The sequence below is a fragment of the Streptomyces sp. 840.1 genome (assembly GCF_003751445.1).
In the GTDB taxonomy this organism is placed as follows: Bacteria; Actinomycetota; Actinomycetes; order Streptomycetales; family Streptomycetaceae; genus Streptomyces.
The window spans coordinates 4,972,944-4,988,245 of sequence record NZ_RJUU01000001.1; the positions used below are offsets into that span (position 1 = coordinate 4,972,944).

At 72.6% G+C, this 15,302-nt stretch carries 11 protein-coding genes; 8 read left to right on the plus strand and 3 right to left on the minus strand.

Going from position 1 to position 15,302, the window contains the following annotated elements; genetic code table 11:
- Nucleotides 1-100 precede the first annotated feature (100 nt).
- Complete coding sequence (locus EDD93_RS22725; RefSeq protein WP_123526903.1) at nucleotides 101-4,771, minus strand: DEAD/DEAH box helicase; 4,671 nt, start codon at nucleotides 4,769-4,771, stop codon at nucleotides 101-103.
- A 55-nt stretch (nucleotides 4,772-4,826) separates the two neighbouring features.
- Between EDD93_RS22725 and EDD93_RS22730 the strand changes: the two genes are divergently transcribed.
- The 3 genes from EDD93_RS22730 to EDD93_RS22740 are packed head-to-tail and all read left to right on the plus strand — an operon-like array spanning nucleotide 4,827 to nucleotide 6,809.
- A complete protein-coding gene (locus EDD93_RS22730; RefSeq protein ID WP_123526904.1) occupies nucleotides 4,827-5,690 on the plus strand; it encodes an AraC family transcriptional regulator in 864 nt (287 codons plus the stop codon).
- 10 nt (nucleotides 5,691-5,700) lie between these two features.
- Nucleotides 5,701-6,507 (plus strand): AzlC family ABC transporter permease, encoded by an 807-nt coding sequence (locus EDD93_RS22735; protein WP_123526905.1) that lies wholly within the window; start codon nucleotides 5,701-5,703, stop codon nucleotides 6,505-6,507.
- A complete protein-coding gene (locus tag EDD93_RS22740; RefSeq protein WP_123526906.1) occupies nucleotides 6,504-6,809 on the plus strand; it encodes an AzlD domain-containing protein in 306 nt (101 codons plus the stop codon). Before EDD93_RS22735 ends, EDD93_RS22740 begins: the two co-directional genes overlap by 4 nt.
- A gap of 25 nt (nucleotides 6,810-6,834) precedes the next feature.
- On the opposite strand, the gene EDD93_RS22745 is transcribed toward EDD93_RS22740, so the two are convergent.
- The gene (locus EDD93_RS22745) at nucleotides 6,835-7,749 is read right to left on the minus strand and encodes a hypothetical protein (RefSeq protein ID WP_123526907.1); all 915 of its coding nucleotides are present in this window, start codon (nucleotides 7,747-7,749) and stop codon (nucleotides 6,835-6,837) included.
- A gap of 79 nt (nucleotides 7,750-7,828) precedes the next feature.
- Between EDD93_RS22745 and EDD93_RS22750 the strand changes: the two genes are divergently transcribed.
- The 4 genes from EDD93_RS22750 (at nucleotide 7,829) to recX (ending at nucleotide 11,618) form a co-directional block, all read left to right on the plus strand.
- Entirely contained in the window at nucleotides 7,829-8,023 is a 195-nt protein-coding gene (locus EDD93_RS22750) for a DUF3046 domain-containing protein (protein ID WP_123526908.1), read from the plus strand.
- A 184-nt stretch (nucleotides 8,024-8,207) separates the two neighbouring features.
- Nucleotides 8,208-9,419, plus strand: a complete 1,212-nt coding sequence (locus tag EDD93_RS22755; protein ID WP_123526909.1) for an AI-2E family transporter — start codon at nucleotides 8,208-8,210, stop codon at nucleotides 9,417-9,419.
- 315 nt (nucleotides 9,420-9,734) lie between these two features.
- Nucleotides 9,735-10,865, plus strand: coding sequence for a recombinase RecA (recA, locus tag EDD93_RS22760; RefSeq protein WP_123526910.1), 1,131 nt, complete (start codon nucleotides 9,735-9,737; stop codon nucleotides 10,863-10,865).
- A 3-nt stretch (nucleotides 10,866-10,868) separates the two neighbouring features.
- A complete protein-coding gene (gene recX / locus EDD93_RS22765) occupies nucleotides 10,869-11,618 on the plus strand; it encodes a recombination regulator RecX (RefSeq protein WP_123526911.1) in 750 nt (249 codons plus the stop codon).
- Between the two features lie 66 nt (nucleotides 11,619-11,684).
- Here recX and EDD93_RS22770 read toward each other — a convergent pair whose 3' ends face one another.
- Nucleotides 11,685-12,353 carry a hypothetical protein gene (locus tag EDD93_RS22770; protein ID WP_123526912.1) on the minus strand — a complete coding sequence of 223 codons (669 nt, stop codon included), beginning with the start codon at nucleotides 12,351-12,353 and terminating at the stop codon, nucleotides 11,685-11,687.
- 378 nt (nucleotides 12,354-12,731) lie between these two features.
- Here EDD93_RS22770 and EDD93_RS22775 point away from each other — a divergent pair, with 378 nt between their 5' ends.
- The gene (locus EDD93_RS22775; protein WP_123526913.1) at nucleotides 12,732-15,290 is read left to right on the plus strand and encodes an FtsX-like permease family protein; all 2,559 of its coding nucleotides are present in this window, start codon (nucleotides 12,732-12,734) and stop codon (nucleotides 15,288-15,290) included.
- Nucleotides 15,291-15,302: the final 12 nt, after the last annotated feature.

The following is a 15,302-nucleotide window of genomic DNA, read 5'->3' on the forward strand; positions in this document are numbered from 1 at the left end:
GTGGTGGGTGTGGGCTTGCGGGAGCGGGAGCCTGTCTGTGGACGTGGACGTGGACGTGGACGTGGCGTGGTCGGGCTCTGGCTTGGGTTCGGAGGCCGGCTCAGGCGCGTAGGCGCAGGCCTCTCGGGGTGGCGAGGAAGCCGGCCGACTCCAGCGTGCGGCCCAGCGGCGAGGTCAGTGCCGAGGCGCCGTTGGTGCGTTCCACCGTCACCGTGCCGAGGGCCCCGCCGCGGGCGGCCTCGGCCAGAGCGGCGGCGGCCGCCCGCAGCGCGGGGTCCTCCGGATCGGTCGGCCAGGCCAGCAGCGTCTTCCCGCCGCGCTCCATGTACAGCGTCAGCTCGCCGTCGACCAGGACCACGAGGGAGCCCGCCTTTCGGCCGGGTTTGTGCCCGGCCCCGTCCGGTGGCTCGGGCCAGGGCAGCGCCGCCCCGTAGGCATTGGCCGGATCGGCCGCCGCGAGGACCAGGGCGGTGGGAGCCAGGCCCGGTTCCCTGCGGTCGCGGGCGGTGGAGGCCGCACGGAGCCGGTCGACCGCGCCGTCCATCGCGAACTGTGCGGCCCCCAGCCCCTCCACGACGTAGCCGCGGCGGGCCTGCCCGTTGTCCTCGAAGACCGACAGCACGCGGTACGCGGCGGAGAAACCGCCCTCGACGCCCTCGGCCTGGACCGCTCCGCGCGTCACCACACCGTGCCGGTCCAGCAGGGTGCGGGCCAGTGCGTGGGCCCGGTGCGTGGGTTCGGGTTCGACGGCGGGCAGCAGCGACCAGCGGCCCGAGACCGTGGGCGGACCGGTGCGGGAAGCCGGACGGGCCGAGGCCGTCAGCGAGCCGTACCGGCCGCGCGGGACGTTTCTCCGGGCGCGGTGCGCGGTCGATCCTGCGGTGCGGCCCGAGCCCAGCAGGGAGCGCAGCGGTGCGAGGGTGTCGTTGGTCAGCCGGCCCGACCAGGTGAGGTCCCAGAGTGCGTCCGCGAGCTGCGGATCGGTGCAGTCCGGGTGTGTGGTGGCCCGGACCTGATCGGCGATCTGGCGGAAGAAGAGCCCGTACCCGCCGTTGAGGGCGGTGAGTACGGATTCGTGCAGCGCGCTGAGTTCGAGCGGACGCGGGGGAGCCAGCAGCAGGGGGGCGCTGTCGGCCAGGTACAGGGAGAGCCAGCCGTCCTTGCCGGGGAGGGCGCCCGCACCGGCCCACACGACCTCGCCGGTCGTGGTGAGTTCGTCGAGGAGCGCGGGGGAGTAGCCGGAGACGCGGCCGGGCAGGACCAGCTTCTCCAGAGCCGACGCGGGCACCGGGGCGCCCTGCAACTGCTCGATGGCGCGGGCCAGTCCGTCGATTCCGCGCAGGCTGTTGCTGCCGAGGTGCTGCCACTGGGGCAGGAAGCCCGCCAGGGCGGCGGGCGGGACCGGCTCCAGCTCATGGCGGAGCGCGGCGAGCGAGCGGCGCCGCAGCCGGCGCAGCACCGTGGCGTCGCACCACTCCTGGCCGATGCCGGCGGGGTGGAACTCCCCCTGGACGATCCGGCCGGAGGCCGCCAGGCGCTGCAGCGCGCCGTCGGTGACCGCCGTGCCGAGACCGAAACGGGCGGCCGCAGTGGTGGAGGTGAACGGGCCGTGCGTACGGGCGTAGCGGGCGAGGAGGTCACCGAGGGGGTCCTTGACCGGTTCGGTGAACGCCTCGGGGACGCCGACGGGGAGGGCCGTGCCCAGGGCGTCGCGCAGCCGGCCGGCGTCCTCGATCGCCGCCCAGTGCTCGGCACCGCCGATCCGGACCCGGATGGCCCGGCGGGCCGATGAGAGCTCCCGAGCCCACGGCTCCTGCGCCCCCCGCTCGGCCAGCTCGGCCGCGGTGAGCGGGCCGAGGACCCGCAGCAGGTCGGCGACGCCCTCGATGTCCTTGATCCGGCGGTCCTCGGCCAGCCACTGCAGCTCCCGCTCCAGCTCGGTCAGGACGTCCGCGTCGAGCAGCTCGCGCAGCTCGGCCTGGCCCAGCAGCTCGGCCAGAAGGTGCGAGTCGAGGGAGAGCGCGGCCGCCCGCCGTTCGGCGAGGGGCGAGTCGCCCTCGTACAGGAACTGTGCGACGTAGCCGAACAGCAGCGAGCGGGCGAAGGGTGTGGGTTCCTGGGTCGTCACCTCGACCAGGCGGATCCGGCGTGCTTCCAGATCGCCCATCACTTCGGTGAGCCCGGGGACGTCGAAGACGTCCTGGAGGCATTCGCGGACCGCTTCGAGAACGATGGGGAACGAGCCGAACTCGGAGGCGACCTGGAGGAGCTGGGAGGCCCGCTGGCGCTGCTGCCACAGCGGGGTGCGCTTGCCGGGGCTGCGGCGGGGAAGCAGCAGCGCGCGGGCCGCGCACTCGCGGAACCGGGAGGCGAACAGGGCGGAACCGCCCACCTGGTCGGTGACGATCTGCCCGATCTCGCCCTGGTCGAAGGCCACGTCGGCGGCGCCGACCGGGGGCTGATCGCTGTCGTGGGCGACGTTCGGCGGGGCGGCTGTCCCGCTGCCGGATCCGGGCGCCCGGTCCTGGTCCACCGGATCGAAGTCCAGGAGGTCCAGGCCCATCATGTCGGCGTCCGGCAGCCTGAGGACGATGCCGTCGTCGGCATGCATGACCTGGGCGTCCATCCCGTACCGCTCGGCGAGACGGGCACTGAGCGCCAGCGCCCAGGGCGCGTGCACTTGGGCGCCGAAGGGGGAGTGCACCACGACGCGCCAGTCACCGAGCTCGTCGCGGAAGCGCTCGACGAGGATCGTCCGGTCGTCCGGCACGTGACCGCAGGCCCGGCGCTGCTCGTCGATGTACGCCAGCACGTTGTCCACGGCCCAGGTGTCCAGGCCTGCGGCCAGCAGTCTTTCCCGCGCGGCCTCGGGGGACAGCCCGCCGAGCTCGCGCAGGAAGGCGCCGAGGGCCCGGCCCAGCTCCAGCGGGCGGCCCAGCTGGTCGCCCTTCCAGAACGGCAGCCGTCCCGGAACGCCGGGCGCGGGCGAGACGAGAACCCGGTCGCGGGTGATGTCCTCGATCCGCCAGGACGTGGTGCCCAGCGTGAAGACGTCCCCGACCCGGGACTCGTAGACCATTTCCTCGTCCAGCTCACCGACCCGGCCGCCGCCCTTCTTCGGGTCGGCGCCCGCGAGGAAGACCCCGAAGAGCCCTCGGTCGGGGATGGTGCCACCGGAGGTGACGGCGAGCCGCTGGGCGCCTGGGCGGCCCGTGACCGTGCCCGCGACCCGGTCCCAGACCACGCGCGGGCGCAGTTCCGCGAAGGCGTCGGACGGGTAGCGGCCGGCCAGCATGTCGAGCACGGAGGTGAACGCCGACTCGGGGAGCGAGGCGAAGGGGGCCGCCCGGCGGGTCACGGCCAGCAGGTCGTCCGCCTGCCAGCTGTCCAGGGCGACCATCGCGACCAGTTGCTGGGCCAGCACGTCCAGCGGATTGGACGGGATGCGCAGTGCCTCGATGGACCCCTCCCGCATCCGCTCGGTGACCACTGCGGCCTGCACCAGGTCACCCCGGTACTTCGGGAAGACGACACCGGTGGAAACCGCCCCCACCTGGTGGCCGGCCCGGCCCACCCGTTGCAGCCCGGAGGCGACCGACGGAGGTGACTCCACCTGGATCACCAGGTCGACCGCGCCCATGTCGATACCCAGCTCCAGGCTCGAGGTGGCGACCACCGCGGGCAGCCTGCCCGCCTTGAGGTCCTCCTCGACCTGGGCCCGCTGCTCCTTGGAGACCGAACCGTGGTGCGCCCGTGCGAGCAGGGCGGGCGCACCCTTCGCGGCACCCGACTCGGCCATGATCTCGGCGGGTGAGTGGGCATCGGGCATCGTCTCGCCGGTGGCCCGCTCGTACGCGATCTCGTTGAGCCGGTTGCAGAGGCGCTCGGCCAGCCGGCGGGAGTTGGCGAACACGATGGTGGAGCGGTGCGCCTGGACGAGATCGGCGATCCGCTCCTCCACATGCGGCCAGATCGACGGCTTGTCCGCCTGGTCCGCGGTGTCCGGGCCGGTGGCGGGGGAGCCGCCGAGCTCGCCCAGATCCTCGACCGGCACGACCACCGACAGATCGAACTGCTTGGTGGAGACCGGCTGGACGATCTCCACCCTCCGCTGCGGGGAGAGGAACCGCGCCACTTCGTCGACCGGGCGGACCGTGGCGGACAGGCCGATCCGGCGGGCCGGCCGGGGCAGCAGCTCGTCGAGACGCTCGAGCGACAGGGCGAGATGGGCGCCACGCTTGGTGCCCGCGACGGCGTGCACCTCGTCCAGGATCACCGTCTCGATCCCGGCCAATGCCTCCCGGGCCGACGAGGTCAGCATCAGGAACAGGGACTCGGGTGTCGTGATCAGGATGTCCGGCGGCCTGGTCGCCATCGAACGGCGCTCGGCGGGCGGGGTGTCGCCCGAGCGGATCCCCACCCGTACCTCGGGCTCCGGCAGCCCGAGGCGCACCGACTCCTGGCGGATGCCGGTGAGCGGGGAGCGGAGGTTGCGCTCCACATCGACCGCGAGGGCCTTGAGTGGTGATACGTACAGCACCCGGCAGCGCTTCTTCGCCTCGGCGGGCGGCGGGACCGCCGTCAGCTGGTCCAGGGCGGCGAGGAAGGCCGCCAGGGTCTTGCCCGAACCGGTCGGGGCGACGACCAGTACGTCCGACCCCTCACCGATCGCCCGCCAGGCGCCCTCCTGCGCGGCCGTCGGCGCGCTGAAGGCGCCGGTGAACCAGCTTCGGGTCGCGGCGGAGAAGGAATCGAGTGCGGAGCCGGTCATGCCCCCATCGTGCACCCCGCCACTGACAACGGCCGCGAGCTGCGAGAATTCGGGTATGGCGGCAACTGCGGGACCGGGGGAGTGGGCGAGACACTGGCAGTACCCGGAACTGCCCGACCTCGACCTGCTGAGGGCCCGCTACGTCCGCCACACCTTTCCGCGCCACAGCCATGAGGGCTACGTTCTCGGCGCCGTCACCCAGGGCATCGAGGACGTCGCCCTGCCCGGCGGCACCGTCCACGCGGGCCCCGGCTCCGTCGTGATGATCAACCCGGAGGTGCCGCACACCGCCACGGCCGGTGTTCCCGAGGGGTGGGTGTACGCCACGATCTACCCGTCCGCACAGGTGATCAACGACATCGCGGCCGATACGACGAGCCTGCGCGGCACGGTCGGCTTCACGGAGACGGACGTGAGCGATCCGTACGCGGCCCGCCTCATCGGCGAGGTGCACCGCGCTGCGGAAGAGGGCAACGCACTCGCCGCCGACAGCGTGCTGCGGATCATGGTCACGCGCCTGCTCACCCGCCACGGCAGCCCCCTTCCCGTCCTCGAACCCAGGGCGGCGGGGGCGCGGGACGCCGAGCGGGCCCGCGCCGTGCTGGAGAGCCGGATGGCCGGGCCGCCCACCCTGGAGGCCCTGGCCACCGAGCTGGGCACCAGCCCGTTCGCCCTGCTGAGAGCCTTCAGGAAGCAGTACGGGATGCCCCCGCACACCTGGCTCACCGACGCCCGGGTCCGCCGTGCGCGCCGGATGCTCGACGCGGGCACGCCGCCGGCGGTGGCGGCCGCCGAGGTCGGCTTCACCGATCAGCCGCATCTCAACCGTCACTTCACCCGGATCGTTGGCGTGCCACCCGGCGCCTACCAGCGCGAACGTGCAAGAACGTACAAGACCGATCCCAAATCGCGCCGGTAGCGTTCCGGACGTGGCAGAACAGACAACACCTCAACGAGCCGGTGAGCCGGCCGGCGGCAGCGTGATCACCGCCGGCACCAAGCCGGACGCGGCCGTCGTACGGGACGCGCTCGGCGTCGGAATAGCCGTCGGGCTCTCCGGCTTCGCCTTCGGCGTCACCTCGGCCGGCTCCGGACTCAGCCTGCTGCAGACCTGCGTGCTCAGCCTCCTGGTCTTCACCGGCGCCTCCCAGTTCGCTCTGGTGGGCGCGCTCGCGGCGGGTGGCAACCCGTACACCGCGGCAGCAGGAGCCTTCTTCCTCGGAGTGCGCAACTCGTTCTACGGCCTGCGGCTGTCGCAGCTGCTCGCCCTCCCCCGCGCCGTGCGCCCCTTCGCCGCCCACTGGGTGATCGACGAGACGACAGCCGTGACGCTGCCCCAGCCCACCCGGCGCGCCGCCCGGATCGGTTTCACCGTCACCGGGCTCACGCTCTACGTCCTGTGGAACCTCACCACCCTGGTCGGCGCCCTGGGCGCCGGGGCGCTCGGTGACACCGACGCCTGGGGGCTGGACGCGGCCAGCCCCGCCGTCTTCCTCGCCCTGCTCGCGCCGATGCTGAAGACCACGACGGAGCGCGTCACCGCGGGGCTCGCGGTCGTCCTCGCCCTCGGTCTGCTGCCGGTGCTCCCCGCCGGGGTGCCGGTACTGGTGTCCGCGCTCGCGGCGCCCGTCGTCCTCTTTGTGAAGGGACGCGGCAAGGGGCCGGACCCGCAGCACCCCGAGAACGCGCCGAGCACGAAGGGCCCGCGCACGACCACGCCGGAGGACGGCCGATGAACGTCTGGATCGCCATCGCACTGACAGTCGCCGGCTGCTACCTCGCCAAACTCCTCGGCCTCCTGGTGCCCGCCGGAGCCCTGGAACGCCCCGTCGTGCAACGCCTCGCCGCGCTGCTGCCGGTGGCACTCCTGGCCGCCCTGACCGCGCAGCAGACCTTTGGCGACGGACAGCATCTGGTGCTCGACGCCCGGGGCGCGGGTCTCGCCGCGGCAGCGCTCGCGCTCGTCCTGCGCGCCCCCTTCCTCGTGGTGGTGGGCGCCGCCGTGGTCGTCACCGCCGCAGTACGCGCCCTCGGGTGAACGCGCGCGGCGGGGCGGGCCCGGGTCAGCCCAGGTGCCACCCGTGCGCGCGCAGCGTCTGCAACGCCCTGAGCGTCACCAGGGGCCGCCCCTCCAGAGCGGTCCCGGGCGCCCACTGCCGCCAGGTCACCGGCCAGCCGCCGTCCGCCTCCTGCCCGGCCGCGAGATGGTCCAGCGACAGCTCCATCTCCGCGTCGGTGAACCACCGGCGGGCGAGCGACTCCGGGGCGCGGGCGTAGTCGTACGGGAAGTGCTGCTCGCCCGGTGCGTAACCGGCCGCCACCGGGTACTGCGCCCGCTGCTCCGGATCCAGCACGGCGAGTCTCTGGTCGCGCACCAGGCGCCCCAGCCGATCGGCCGCGGCCTCGGCCCGTGAGCGGTCCGGGGCTCCGTCGAGAAAGGCGACGGCCGCCTCGATCTCGTACGGATGCGACACCTGAAGGGCGTCGACGGCGGCCCAGCAGAAGTCGGTGGCCCGGAACAGCCAGGCATGCCACACCGCGTTGCGGTGGAGCAGCCCGACAACGGGACCGGTGGCCAGCAGCTCCGCCGGCGGGTCGTCGACGATCGGAATGAAGGGCGCGGCCGGATAGCCGCGTTGCGAGGGGAGCAGGGCGGGCAGCGCCCCCTCCTTCGTGGACACGTCCGTAAGGAAGCGGCAGATCCGCTCCACCCGGATCCCGCTGCAGCGGCCGATGGAATCGAGCACGCTCAGCGCGTGGGCCGTGTGCAGCGGCTGACTGACGGGCCCGCGCAGATCGGGTTCGAGCGCGTGACCGTACCCGCCGTCCTCGTTGAGATAGGCGGCCAGCGCCGTTTCCACGGCATCGGCGCTTCCGCTCAGGAAGTGATGGGCGAACCGCCGCTGTTCGAGGACACGGGCCGTGAGCCAGATGAACTGCTCGGCACGGTTGAGGGGATTTTCTCCGGTTCCAGCCATGGACCGACCGTAAGCCGGTACGAGCTCCCGGCAAGGGCAGGCGGCCCGGCTGCACTCTCAGGAGCGGGATACTGAAGGCATGCGGTTGACGATTTTCTGGGAACGGATGGCTGACCACTTCGGCGAGGGCTACGCCGACTCCTTCGCGCGCGACCACGTGATGGCCGAGCTCGGAGGCCGCACGGTCCATGAGGCACTGGCCGCCGGCTGGGAGACCAAAGACGTCTGGCGCGGGGTCTGCACGGCGGTCGGCATCCCTGCGGACAAGCGCTGAGGCGCAGCTCAGCGCCCTCCTCCGGAGGCCGGTTGCCCGGGGTGCGCGCCGGGGTGCCGCAGCCGTAGGCGAGACTGGTTCCGTGGCACCGACAGACGAGACCGCTCAGACCCAGCCGCCCCTCACCCCGCCCGTCCCGCCGGTCGAGCCACCGGCCCCGCCGTCGGGTGCCGGTCCGGTCCGCATGCCTGCCTGGCTGCCGCGTGCGATGGTGCTGGCCCTCGCGCTCTACGCCTGCTTCCGGCTCGGCAGCTGGGCGTTCGACCAGCTCATCGGGCTGCTGATCAATGTGCTGATCGCCTTCTTCCTGGCGCTCGCCATCGAGCCCGCGGTGAGCCGCATGTCTGCCGCCGGTATGCGCCGGGGCCTCGCCACCTTCCTCGTCTTCCTCGCCGTGCTGATCGCGAGCGTCGGCTTCGTCGTGATGCTCGGCTCGATGCTCGCGGGGCAGATCGTCGACATGGTCGACGAGTTCCCCAAGTACCTCGACTCGGTGATCAACTGGGTCAACCAGACCTTCCACACGGAGCTCTCCCGGGTCGAGGTGCAGGACAGCCTGCTGCACTCCGACTGGTTGCAGAAGTACGTCCAGAACAGCGCGACCGGTGTGCTCGACGTGTCGACCACGGTGCTCGGCGGCCTGTTCCGGCTGCTGACGATCTTCCTGTTCTCCTTCTACTTCGCGGCCGACGGACCCCGGCTGCGCCGAGGGCTGTGCTCCGTGCTCCCGCCCTCCCGCCAGGCCGAGGTACTGCGGGCCTGGGAGATCGCGGTCGCCAAGACCGGCGGATACCTCTACTCGCGCGGCCTGATGGCGCTCATCTCCGGAATCGCGCACTACATCCTGCTGGCGGCACTCGGAGTGCCGTACGCTCCGGCGCTCGCGGTCTGGGTCGGGCTCGTGTCGCAGTTCATCCCCACGATCGGCACCTATCTGGCGGGCGCCCTGCCGATGCTGATCGCCTTCACCGTCGACCCCTGGTACGCCCTCTGGGTCCTCGGGTTCGTGGTGGTGTACCAGCAGTTCGAGAACTACGTGCTGCAGCCCAAGCTGACCGCCAGAACCGTGGACATCCACCCGGCGGTCGCCTTCGGCTCGGTGATCGCGGGCACGGCGCTGATGGGCGCCGTCGGCGCGCTGATCGCCATCCCGGCGGTGGCCACGCTGCAGGCCTTCCTCGGCGCCTACGTGAAGCGGTACGACGTCACGGACGACCCGAGGGTGCACGGTCAGCACCAGTGGCGGTTCGGCGAACCGCTGGCGGCGCGGCTGCGCCGCCTCCGGATTGCCCCGGAGAACGACGGCGGGCAGGGGCCGGGCACCGGCGAAGGGCCGGAAGAGGGCCAGGGGCCGGACACGGGCGAGGGGCCGCAGGGGCGGCGGCCGCGCTCCTGAGGCCGGCCCGCAGGGGCGCGGGCGCCGATTCCGGTCCCCGGTGCCCGTATCGCGGTGGCTTGAGTGTGATGCCCGATGGGCGGCATTGTTCCGACAATGCCTGATGCCGCAGCGCTATCCTGAGGGCGAGTCGGTGTGGTGTGGCGCGCTTGACACCAAAATCGAACATCCGTTCTCATGGGATTCCGGCCGGGTTTTGCCGGGCTCGACCGTGGAGTTGTCCACAGGCCGGGAGGACGTCGAGGCCCATTGTCAGTGGCAGGGGTTAGCGTCTGAGACGTGAAGCGATCGACTCAAGCAAATCGGGTGGAACCCATGGCAGGAAACGACCGCGAGAAGGCGCTGGACGCCGCACTCGCACAGATCGAGCGGCAATTCGGCAAGGGCGCGGTAATGCGCCTCGGCGAGCGGCCGAACGAGCCCATCGAAGTGATCCCCACCGGCTCGACGGCACTGGACGTCGCGCTCGGCGTCGGCGGCCTGCCGCGCGGCCGTGTGGTGGAGGTGTACGGGCCGGAGTCCTCCGGTAAGACGACGCTGACGCTGCACGCCGTGGCGAACGCGCAGAAGCTCGGCGGCACGGTGGCCTTCATCGATGCCGAACACGCCCTCGACCCCGAGTACGCGAAGAAGCTCGGTGTCGACATCGACAACCTCATCCTGTCCCAGCCGGACAACGGTGAGCAGGCCCTCGAGATCGTGGACATGCTGATCCGCTCGGGCGCCCTCGACCTGATCGTCATCGACTCCGTGGCGGCCCTGGTGCCCCGTGCGGAGATCGAGGGCGAGATGGGTGACTCGCACGTGGGTCTGCAGGCCCGGCTGATGAGCCAGGCGCTCCGGAAGATCACCAGCGCGCTCAACCAGTCCAAGACCACCGCGATCTTCATCAACCAGCTCCGCGAGAAGATCGGCGTGATGTTCGGCTCGCCGGAGACCACCACCGGTGGCCGTGCGCTGAAGTTCTACGCCTCGGTGCGCCTCGACATCCGACGGATCGAGACGCTCAAGGACGGCACCGACGCCGTCGGTAACCGCACCCGTGTCAAGGTCGTCAAGAACAAGGTCGCGCCGCCGTTCAAGCAGGCCGAGTTCGACATCCTCTACGGCCAGGGCATCAGCCGCGAGGGCGGTCTGATCGACATGGGCGTGGACCACGGCTTCGTGCGCAAGGCCGGCGCCTGGTACACGTACGAGGGCGACCAGCTCGGCCAGGGCAAGGAGAACGCCCGTAACTTCCTCAAGGACAATCCCGATCTCGCCAACGAGATCGAGAAGAAGATCCTGGAGAAGCTGGGCGTCGGTGTGCGGCCCGACGCGGCCCCCGCCGAGCCCGGAGCGGACGCTGCCGGCGCTGCGGCGGCTCCGGCCGACGCTGCGGCCAAGCCGGTGTCCGCCGCGGCCGGCAAGACCAAGCCGGCCAAGACGGCGGCGGCCAAGAGCTAGACCGTGACGCGTCGTACGGAGTGGCCGGGCACCGCCGCCGAGTCCGGCGAGGGCCCCGGCCCCGAATCCGCCGCCGGGCACACCACCGGATCCGGGTCCGGGTCCGATCTCCCTCACGAACCGGCAGCGGGGGCCGGCCGGGGCAGGGGATCGGGCTCGGGCTCCGGGTTCGGTGAAGGGGGCGGGCGCCGTTCCCGGTCCCGTTCCAGAAGCAGCGGCTCCCCCTCCTCGTCGAGGGCCGAGAAGGGGGAGCCGCGAGACCCGGTCGAGCAGGCGCGGGACATCTGTCTGCGGCTGCTCACCGGGACTCCCCGCACCCGCAAGCAGCTCGCGGACGCCCTACGCAAACGGGAGATCCCGGACGAGGCCGCCGAAGCGGTGCTGTCCCGCTTCGAGGACGTCGGGCTCATCAACGATGCCGCGTTCGCCGATGCCTGGGTGGAGTCCAGGCATCGGGGCCGGGGGCTCGCCCGCCGCGCCCTCGTCCGTGAGCTGCGGACCAAGGGTGTGGACACGACGGTCATCGACGAGGCCGTCGGCCGGCTCGACCCGGATCAGGAGGAGGCGACCGCGCGCGAACTCGTATCCCGCAAACTCCGCTCCACACGGGGGCTGGACCGGGACAAGCGGCTGCGCAGGCTTGCGGGCATGCTCGCCCGCAAGGGATACGGGGAGGGAATGGCCCTGCGCGTGGTGCGCAGGGCGCTCGAAGAAGAGGGCGAGGACACGGAAGGGCTGGACGAGCCCTTCTGAGCGGCCGGGCCGACCGGCCCACAGCTCACCGGCCCCGCCGGCCCGTCCGGTGAGCCGGGTTCCTCCTTACTGCCCGGCGCGGGCCGCGCGGTCGATGGTGGCGTCGATCAGTGCGACGGCGTCTGCGGCGGTGCGTCCGGGGTACCGGTTCCAGGGCCCGATCAGCCCGGTCCAGCCCTGCGAACGGAGCTCGGTGATCAGCCAGGCGCCGGCCCGGTCGACGGTGGCCGCCGAACCGTAGCCGAGCCGGTGCGCGGTGAGCATGGCACCGCACACACAGCGGGCGCCCCTCGCGTTGCGCAGCCGGTACGGGGTGTTCTGCCAGCCCCACTCGGTGAGGATCCGCCGCGCGTGGGCGAGATGGGTGGAGGGCCGTACCTCGGGCTGTCCGATGCGGCGCCAGGAGTGGAGCCGGTCGGGCAGTACCGCACCGAGGCGCCCGGGGAGCGGACGCTCGCGCGGTGCGGCGGCGGGCAGGGCACGGACCGTGTCCGCGATCAGCTGACCGACCGGCACGGACAGCAGGTCGCGCCAGTCGGCCGGGGCCGGGCCTGAGGCTGTGGCGGGGGCGGGCCGGTCCGGATCAGGCTCCGCCGTGACGGGATGTACGGGGCCGGAAGCCGTGCGGTCCCACCCTGTGACGATCTGCCGCCACGCGTCCGTGTCATGGAGACGAGCGGCCTGAACGTCCAGCTCGTCAGGGGTCAGGGCAGGGGGCAGAGCTGTGGTCGGCATCGGTGCGGGCTCCCCGTCGTAGCGGCCTTGTCGTTGAGCCGAATGTCCGTCCCGCACGGAGATCGCTCCACCGGAGCGAGGCCATCCGGGTGTGTCGCGAGGCATTCGGGCCGAAGAGGCCCCGGGGCGCGGGCCGGAGCAGGTTTCCCGCTGCGGGGGAAAGCCCCCGCCTCAAGACGGCAGGACGCTCCAGTGCGCCGGCACCCATGCACGGAGCAGGGTGTGAGGCACGCCGAAACAGCCCGGCACGGCCCGGCAGGTGGACCCGGCGAAGGCCTGGCAAGCGGGCCCCCGACACGGCCGGGCAAGCGGGCCCGGAAACGGCGGCGGCTCGGGCAACGACACCGCGGACGACAACGGAAAAGAGACGGTCGCATCATGATGCTGCGCTACGCACTGCGGACGATCGGACACCGCAAGGGGGGATTCCTCGGCGCGCTGCTGGCCCTCATGTGCGCCGCCGCCCTCGTCACCGCCTGCGGCACCCTGCTGGAGACCGGCCTGCGCGGACGCATCGCCACCGAGCGTTATGCCGCGACACCGCTCGTCGTCTCCGCCGATCAGAACGTCCATCAGACCACCGTCAAGCACAAGGGCAACGGAAAGACCAAGGTCAAGCACAAGGCGAAGCCCGTCGCCGAACGTGCCTGGCTTCCCGCAGGCGACGGCGACCGGCTCCGAGCACTGGAAGGCGTCCGCGCGGTCGTCCCCGAACTGACCTTCATCGCCCGGCCGCTCAGCCTCCCCGGGGGCGACGGAACCGCCGGACCCGTCTCCTACGGCCACGCCTGGAGCTCCGCCCCGCTCACCCCGTTCGCCCTCACCGCGGGCCGCGCCCCGGCCGCCCCCGACGACGTGGTGATCGACCGGGGCCTCGCCCGGCGGGCGGGCCTGACCGCCGGCGACCGGCTCACCGTGCAGTCCACCCAGGCCCCTCGCACGTACCGCGTCAGCGGCGTCGCGGCCCCGGAAGGCGGCGACCGGCTGCGGGAACAGACCTCGCTGTTCTTCTCCACGGCGGAGGCCGAACGCCTCGCCGCCCGGCCCGGCCAGGTCTCCGCGTTCGGGGTACTGCCCGCATCCGGCACGGACACCCGCCGGCTGAGGCAGCAGGTCGCACAGGCGCTCAGGGGGACGACAGCTCAGGTCGCCACGGGTGACGACCGTGGGCCGGTCGAATTCCTGGACGCGGCGGGCGCCCGGGTCAAGCTCGTCTCCATGGGGGCGGCCATGGGAGGCACCTCGCTGCTGGTCGCCGTGCTCGTCGTCGTCGGCACCTTCGCGCTCTCCGTCCAGCAACGCCACCGTGAACTGGCCCTGCTGCGCACCATCGCCGCCACCTCACGGCAGATCCGCCGCCTGCTCGGCCGTGAGGCGCTGGTGGTCGGTGCCGTCGCCGGGGTCCTGGGCGCGCTGGCGGGACTGCCGCTCGCCGCCTGGCTGCAGAGCCGATTCATCGACATGGGGGCGATCCCGGCGACCCTGGAGCGGACAGCGGGCATCTTCCCGGCCTGTGCGGCGCTGGCCGTCACCCTCATCGGCGCCTGGGCCGCCGCCCGGATCTCCGGCCGTCGCATCGCCCGGCTCCGGCCGGCCGAGGCCATGGCCGAAGCCTCGGTCGAGCGCACCCGCCCCGCCCGCGCGCGGACCGTCGCCGGTCTGGTCCTGCTCGTCGGCGGCGGCGTGCTGGTCGCCGTACTGAGCATTCTGCGCACCGAGGCCGCCTCGACCCCCGTCACCTTCCTGGCCGTGGTGGTGCTGGCCACGTCGGTGTCGCTCCTGGGCCCCTACCTGGTACGGGCGGCCTCCGCCGTACTGGGTCCGGTGCTCCGGCCTGCCGGGTCCATCGGGAAGCTGGCCAACGCGAACATCCGTGGGAACTCCACCCGGATGGCCTCCGTCGTCACCCCGCTCACCCTGCTCATCGGCATGACGTGCACGGTGCTCTTCATCCAGCCGACCCTCGGGGACGCCGCCCTGACCCAGGCCCGGGAGGGCACCCGCGCGACCTGGGTGCTGGGCGCGCAGGGCCCCGGTGTCCCGGCCGCCGCCGTCGACGCGGTGCGCGCGACGCCCGGTGTCACCGCTGCCACGGAGGTCGTCCGGACCACGGTCCGGGTCGGGCTCGACAAGTACCCGGCCCAGGGCGTCACCCCGGCCGGACTCGCCCGCACCTGGGACCCCGGGGTGACGAGCGGTTCGATCGCCGCGTTCACCGCGGGCCCGCGCACCGCGGCGATCAGCGAACTCGCCGCCGACCGGCTCGGCCTCCACACCGGCAGCAGACTGGACCTGCACCTCGGCGACGGCACGCCCGCCACCCTCACCGTGGCCGCCGTCTACCGAAGGGGCCTGGGATTCGGTGATCTGACGTTGCCTCACGACCTGGTCGCCCAGCACATGGACAACCCCCTGGCCGCCACCGTCCTGGTCTCCGGAGATGCCTCCCGCAGCGAACTGACGGCATCCGTAAAGAAGTTCCCCGGAATCGCGGTGCTGGCCCCGACGGCCGCCGACCGGCTCCAGGCGGACCGGCAGCAGAGCAACGCCGAGGTCAACTACCTGGCCATGGGCCTCGTCCTGGCCTTCACCGCCATCGCGGTGGTCAACACGCTCGCCATGTCGGTGTCCGAGCGCCTCAAGGAGTTCGCGCTGCTCCGGCTGGCCGGGGCGACGCGCCGCCAGGTGCTGCGGATGCTCCGTATCGAGACCCTGTCGGTGCTGCTGCTCGCCGCCGTTCTCGGTTCCGGAATCGCGCTCGCCGTGCTGACCGCGTTCAGCATCGGCATGACGGGCGGCGCGGCGCCCGCCGTTCTGCCGCTGGTGTACGCGACGGTGGTGGGCGCCGCGGCGCTGCTGGCCCTGACGGCCACGGCACTGCCGGGCCGCATGGCGCTGAAGGCCCGCCCGGTGGAGGCGGTCACGGCGGGCCAGTGACCGGGGGGCGGG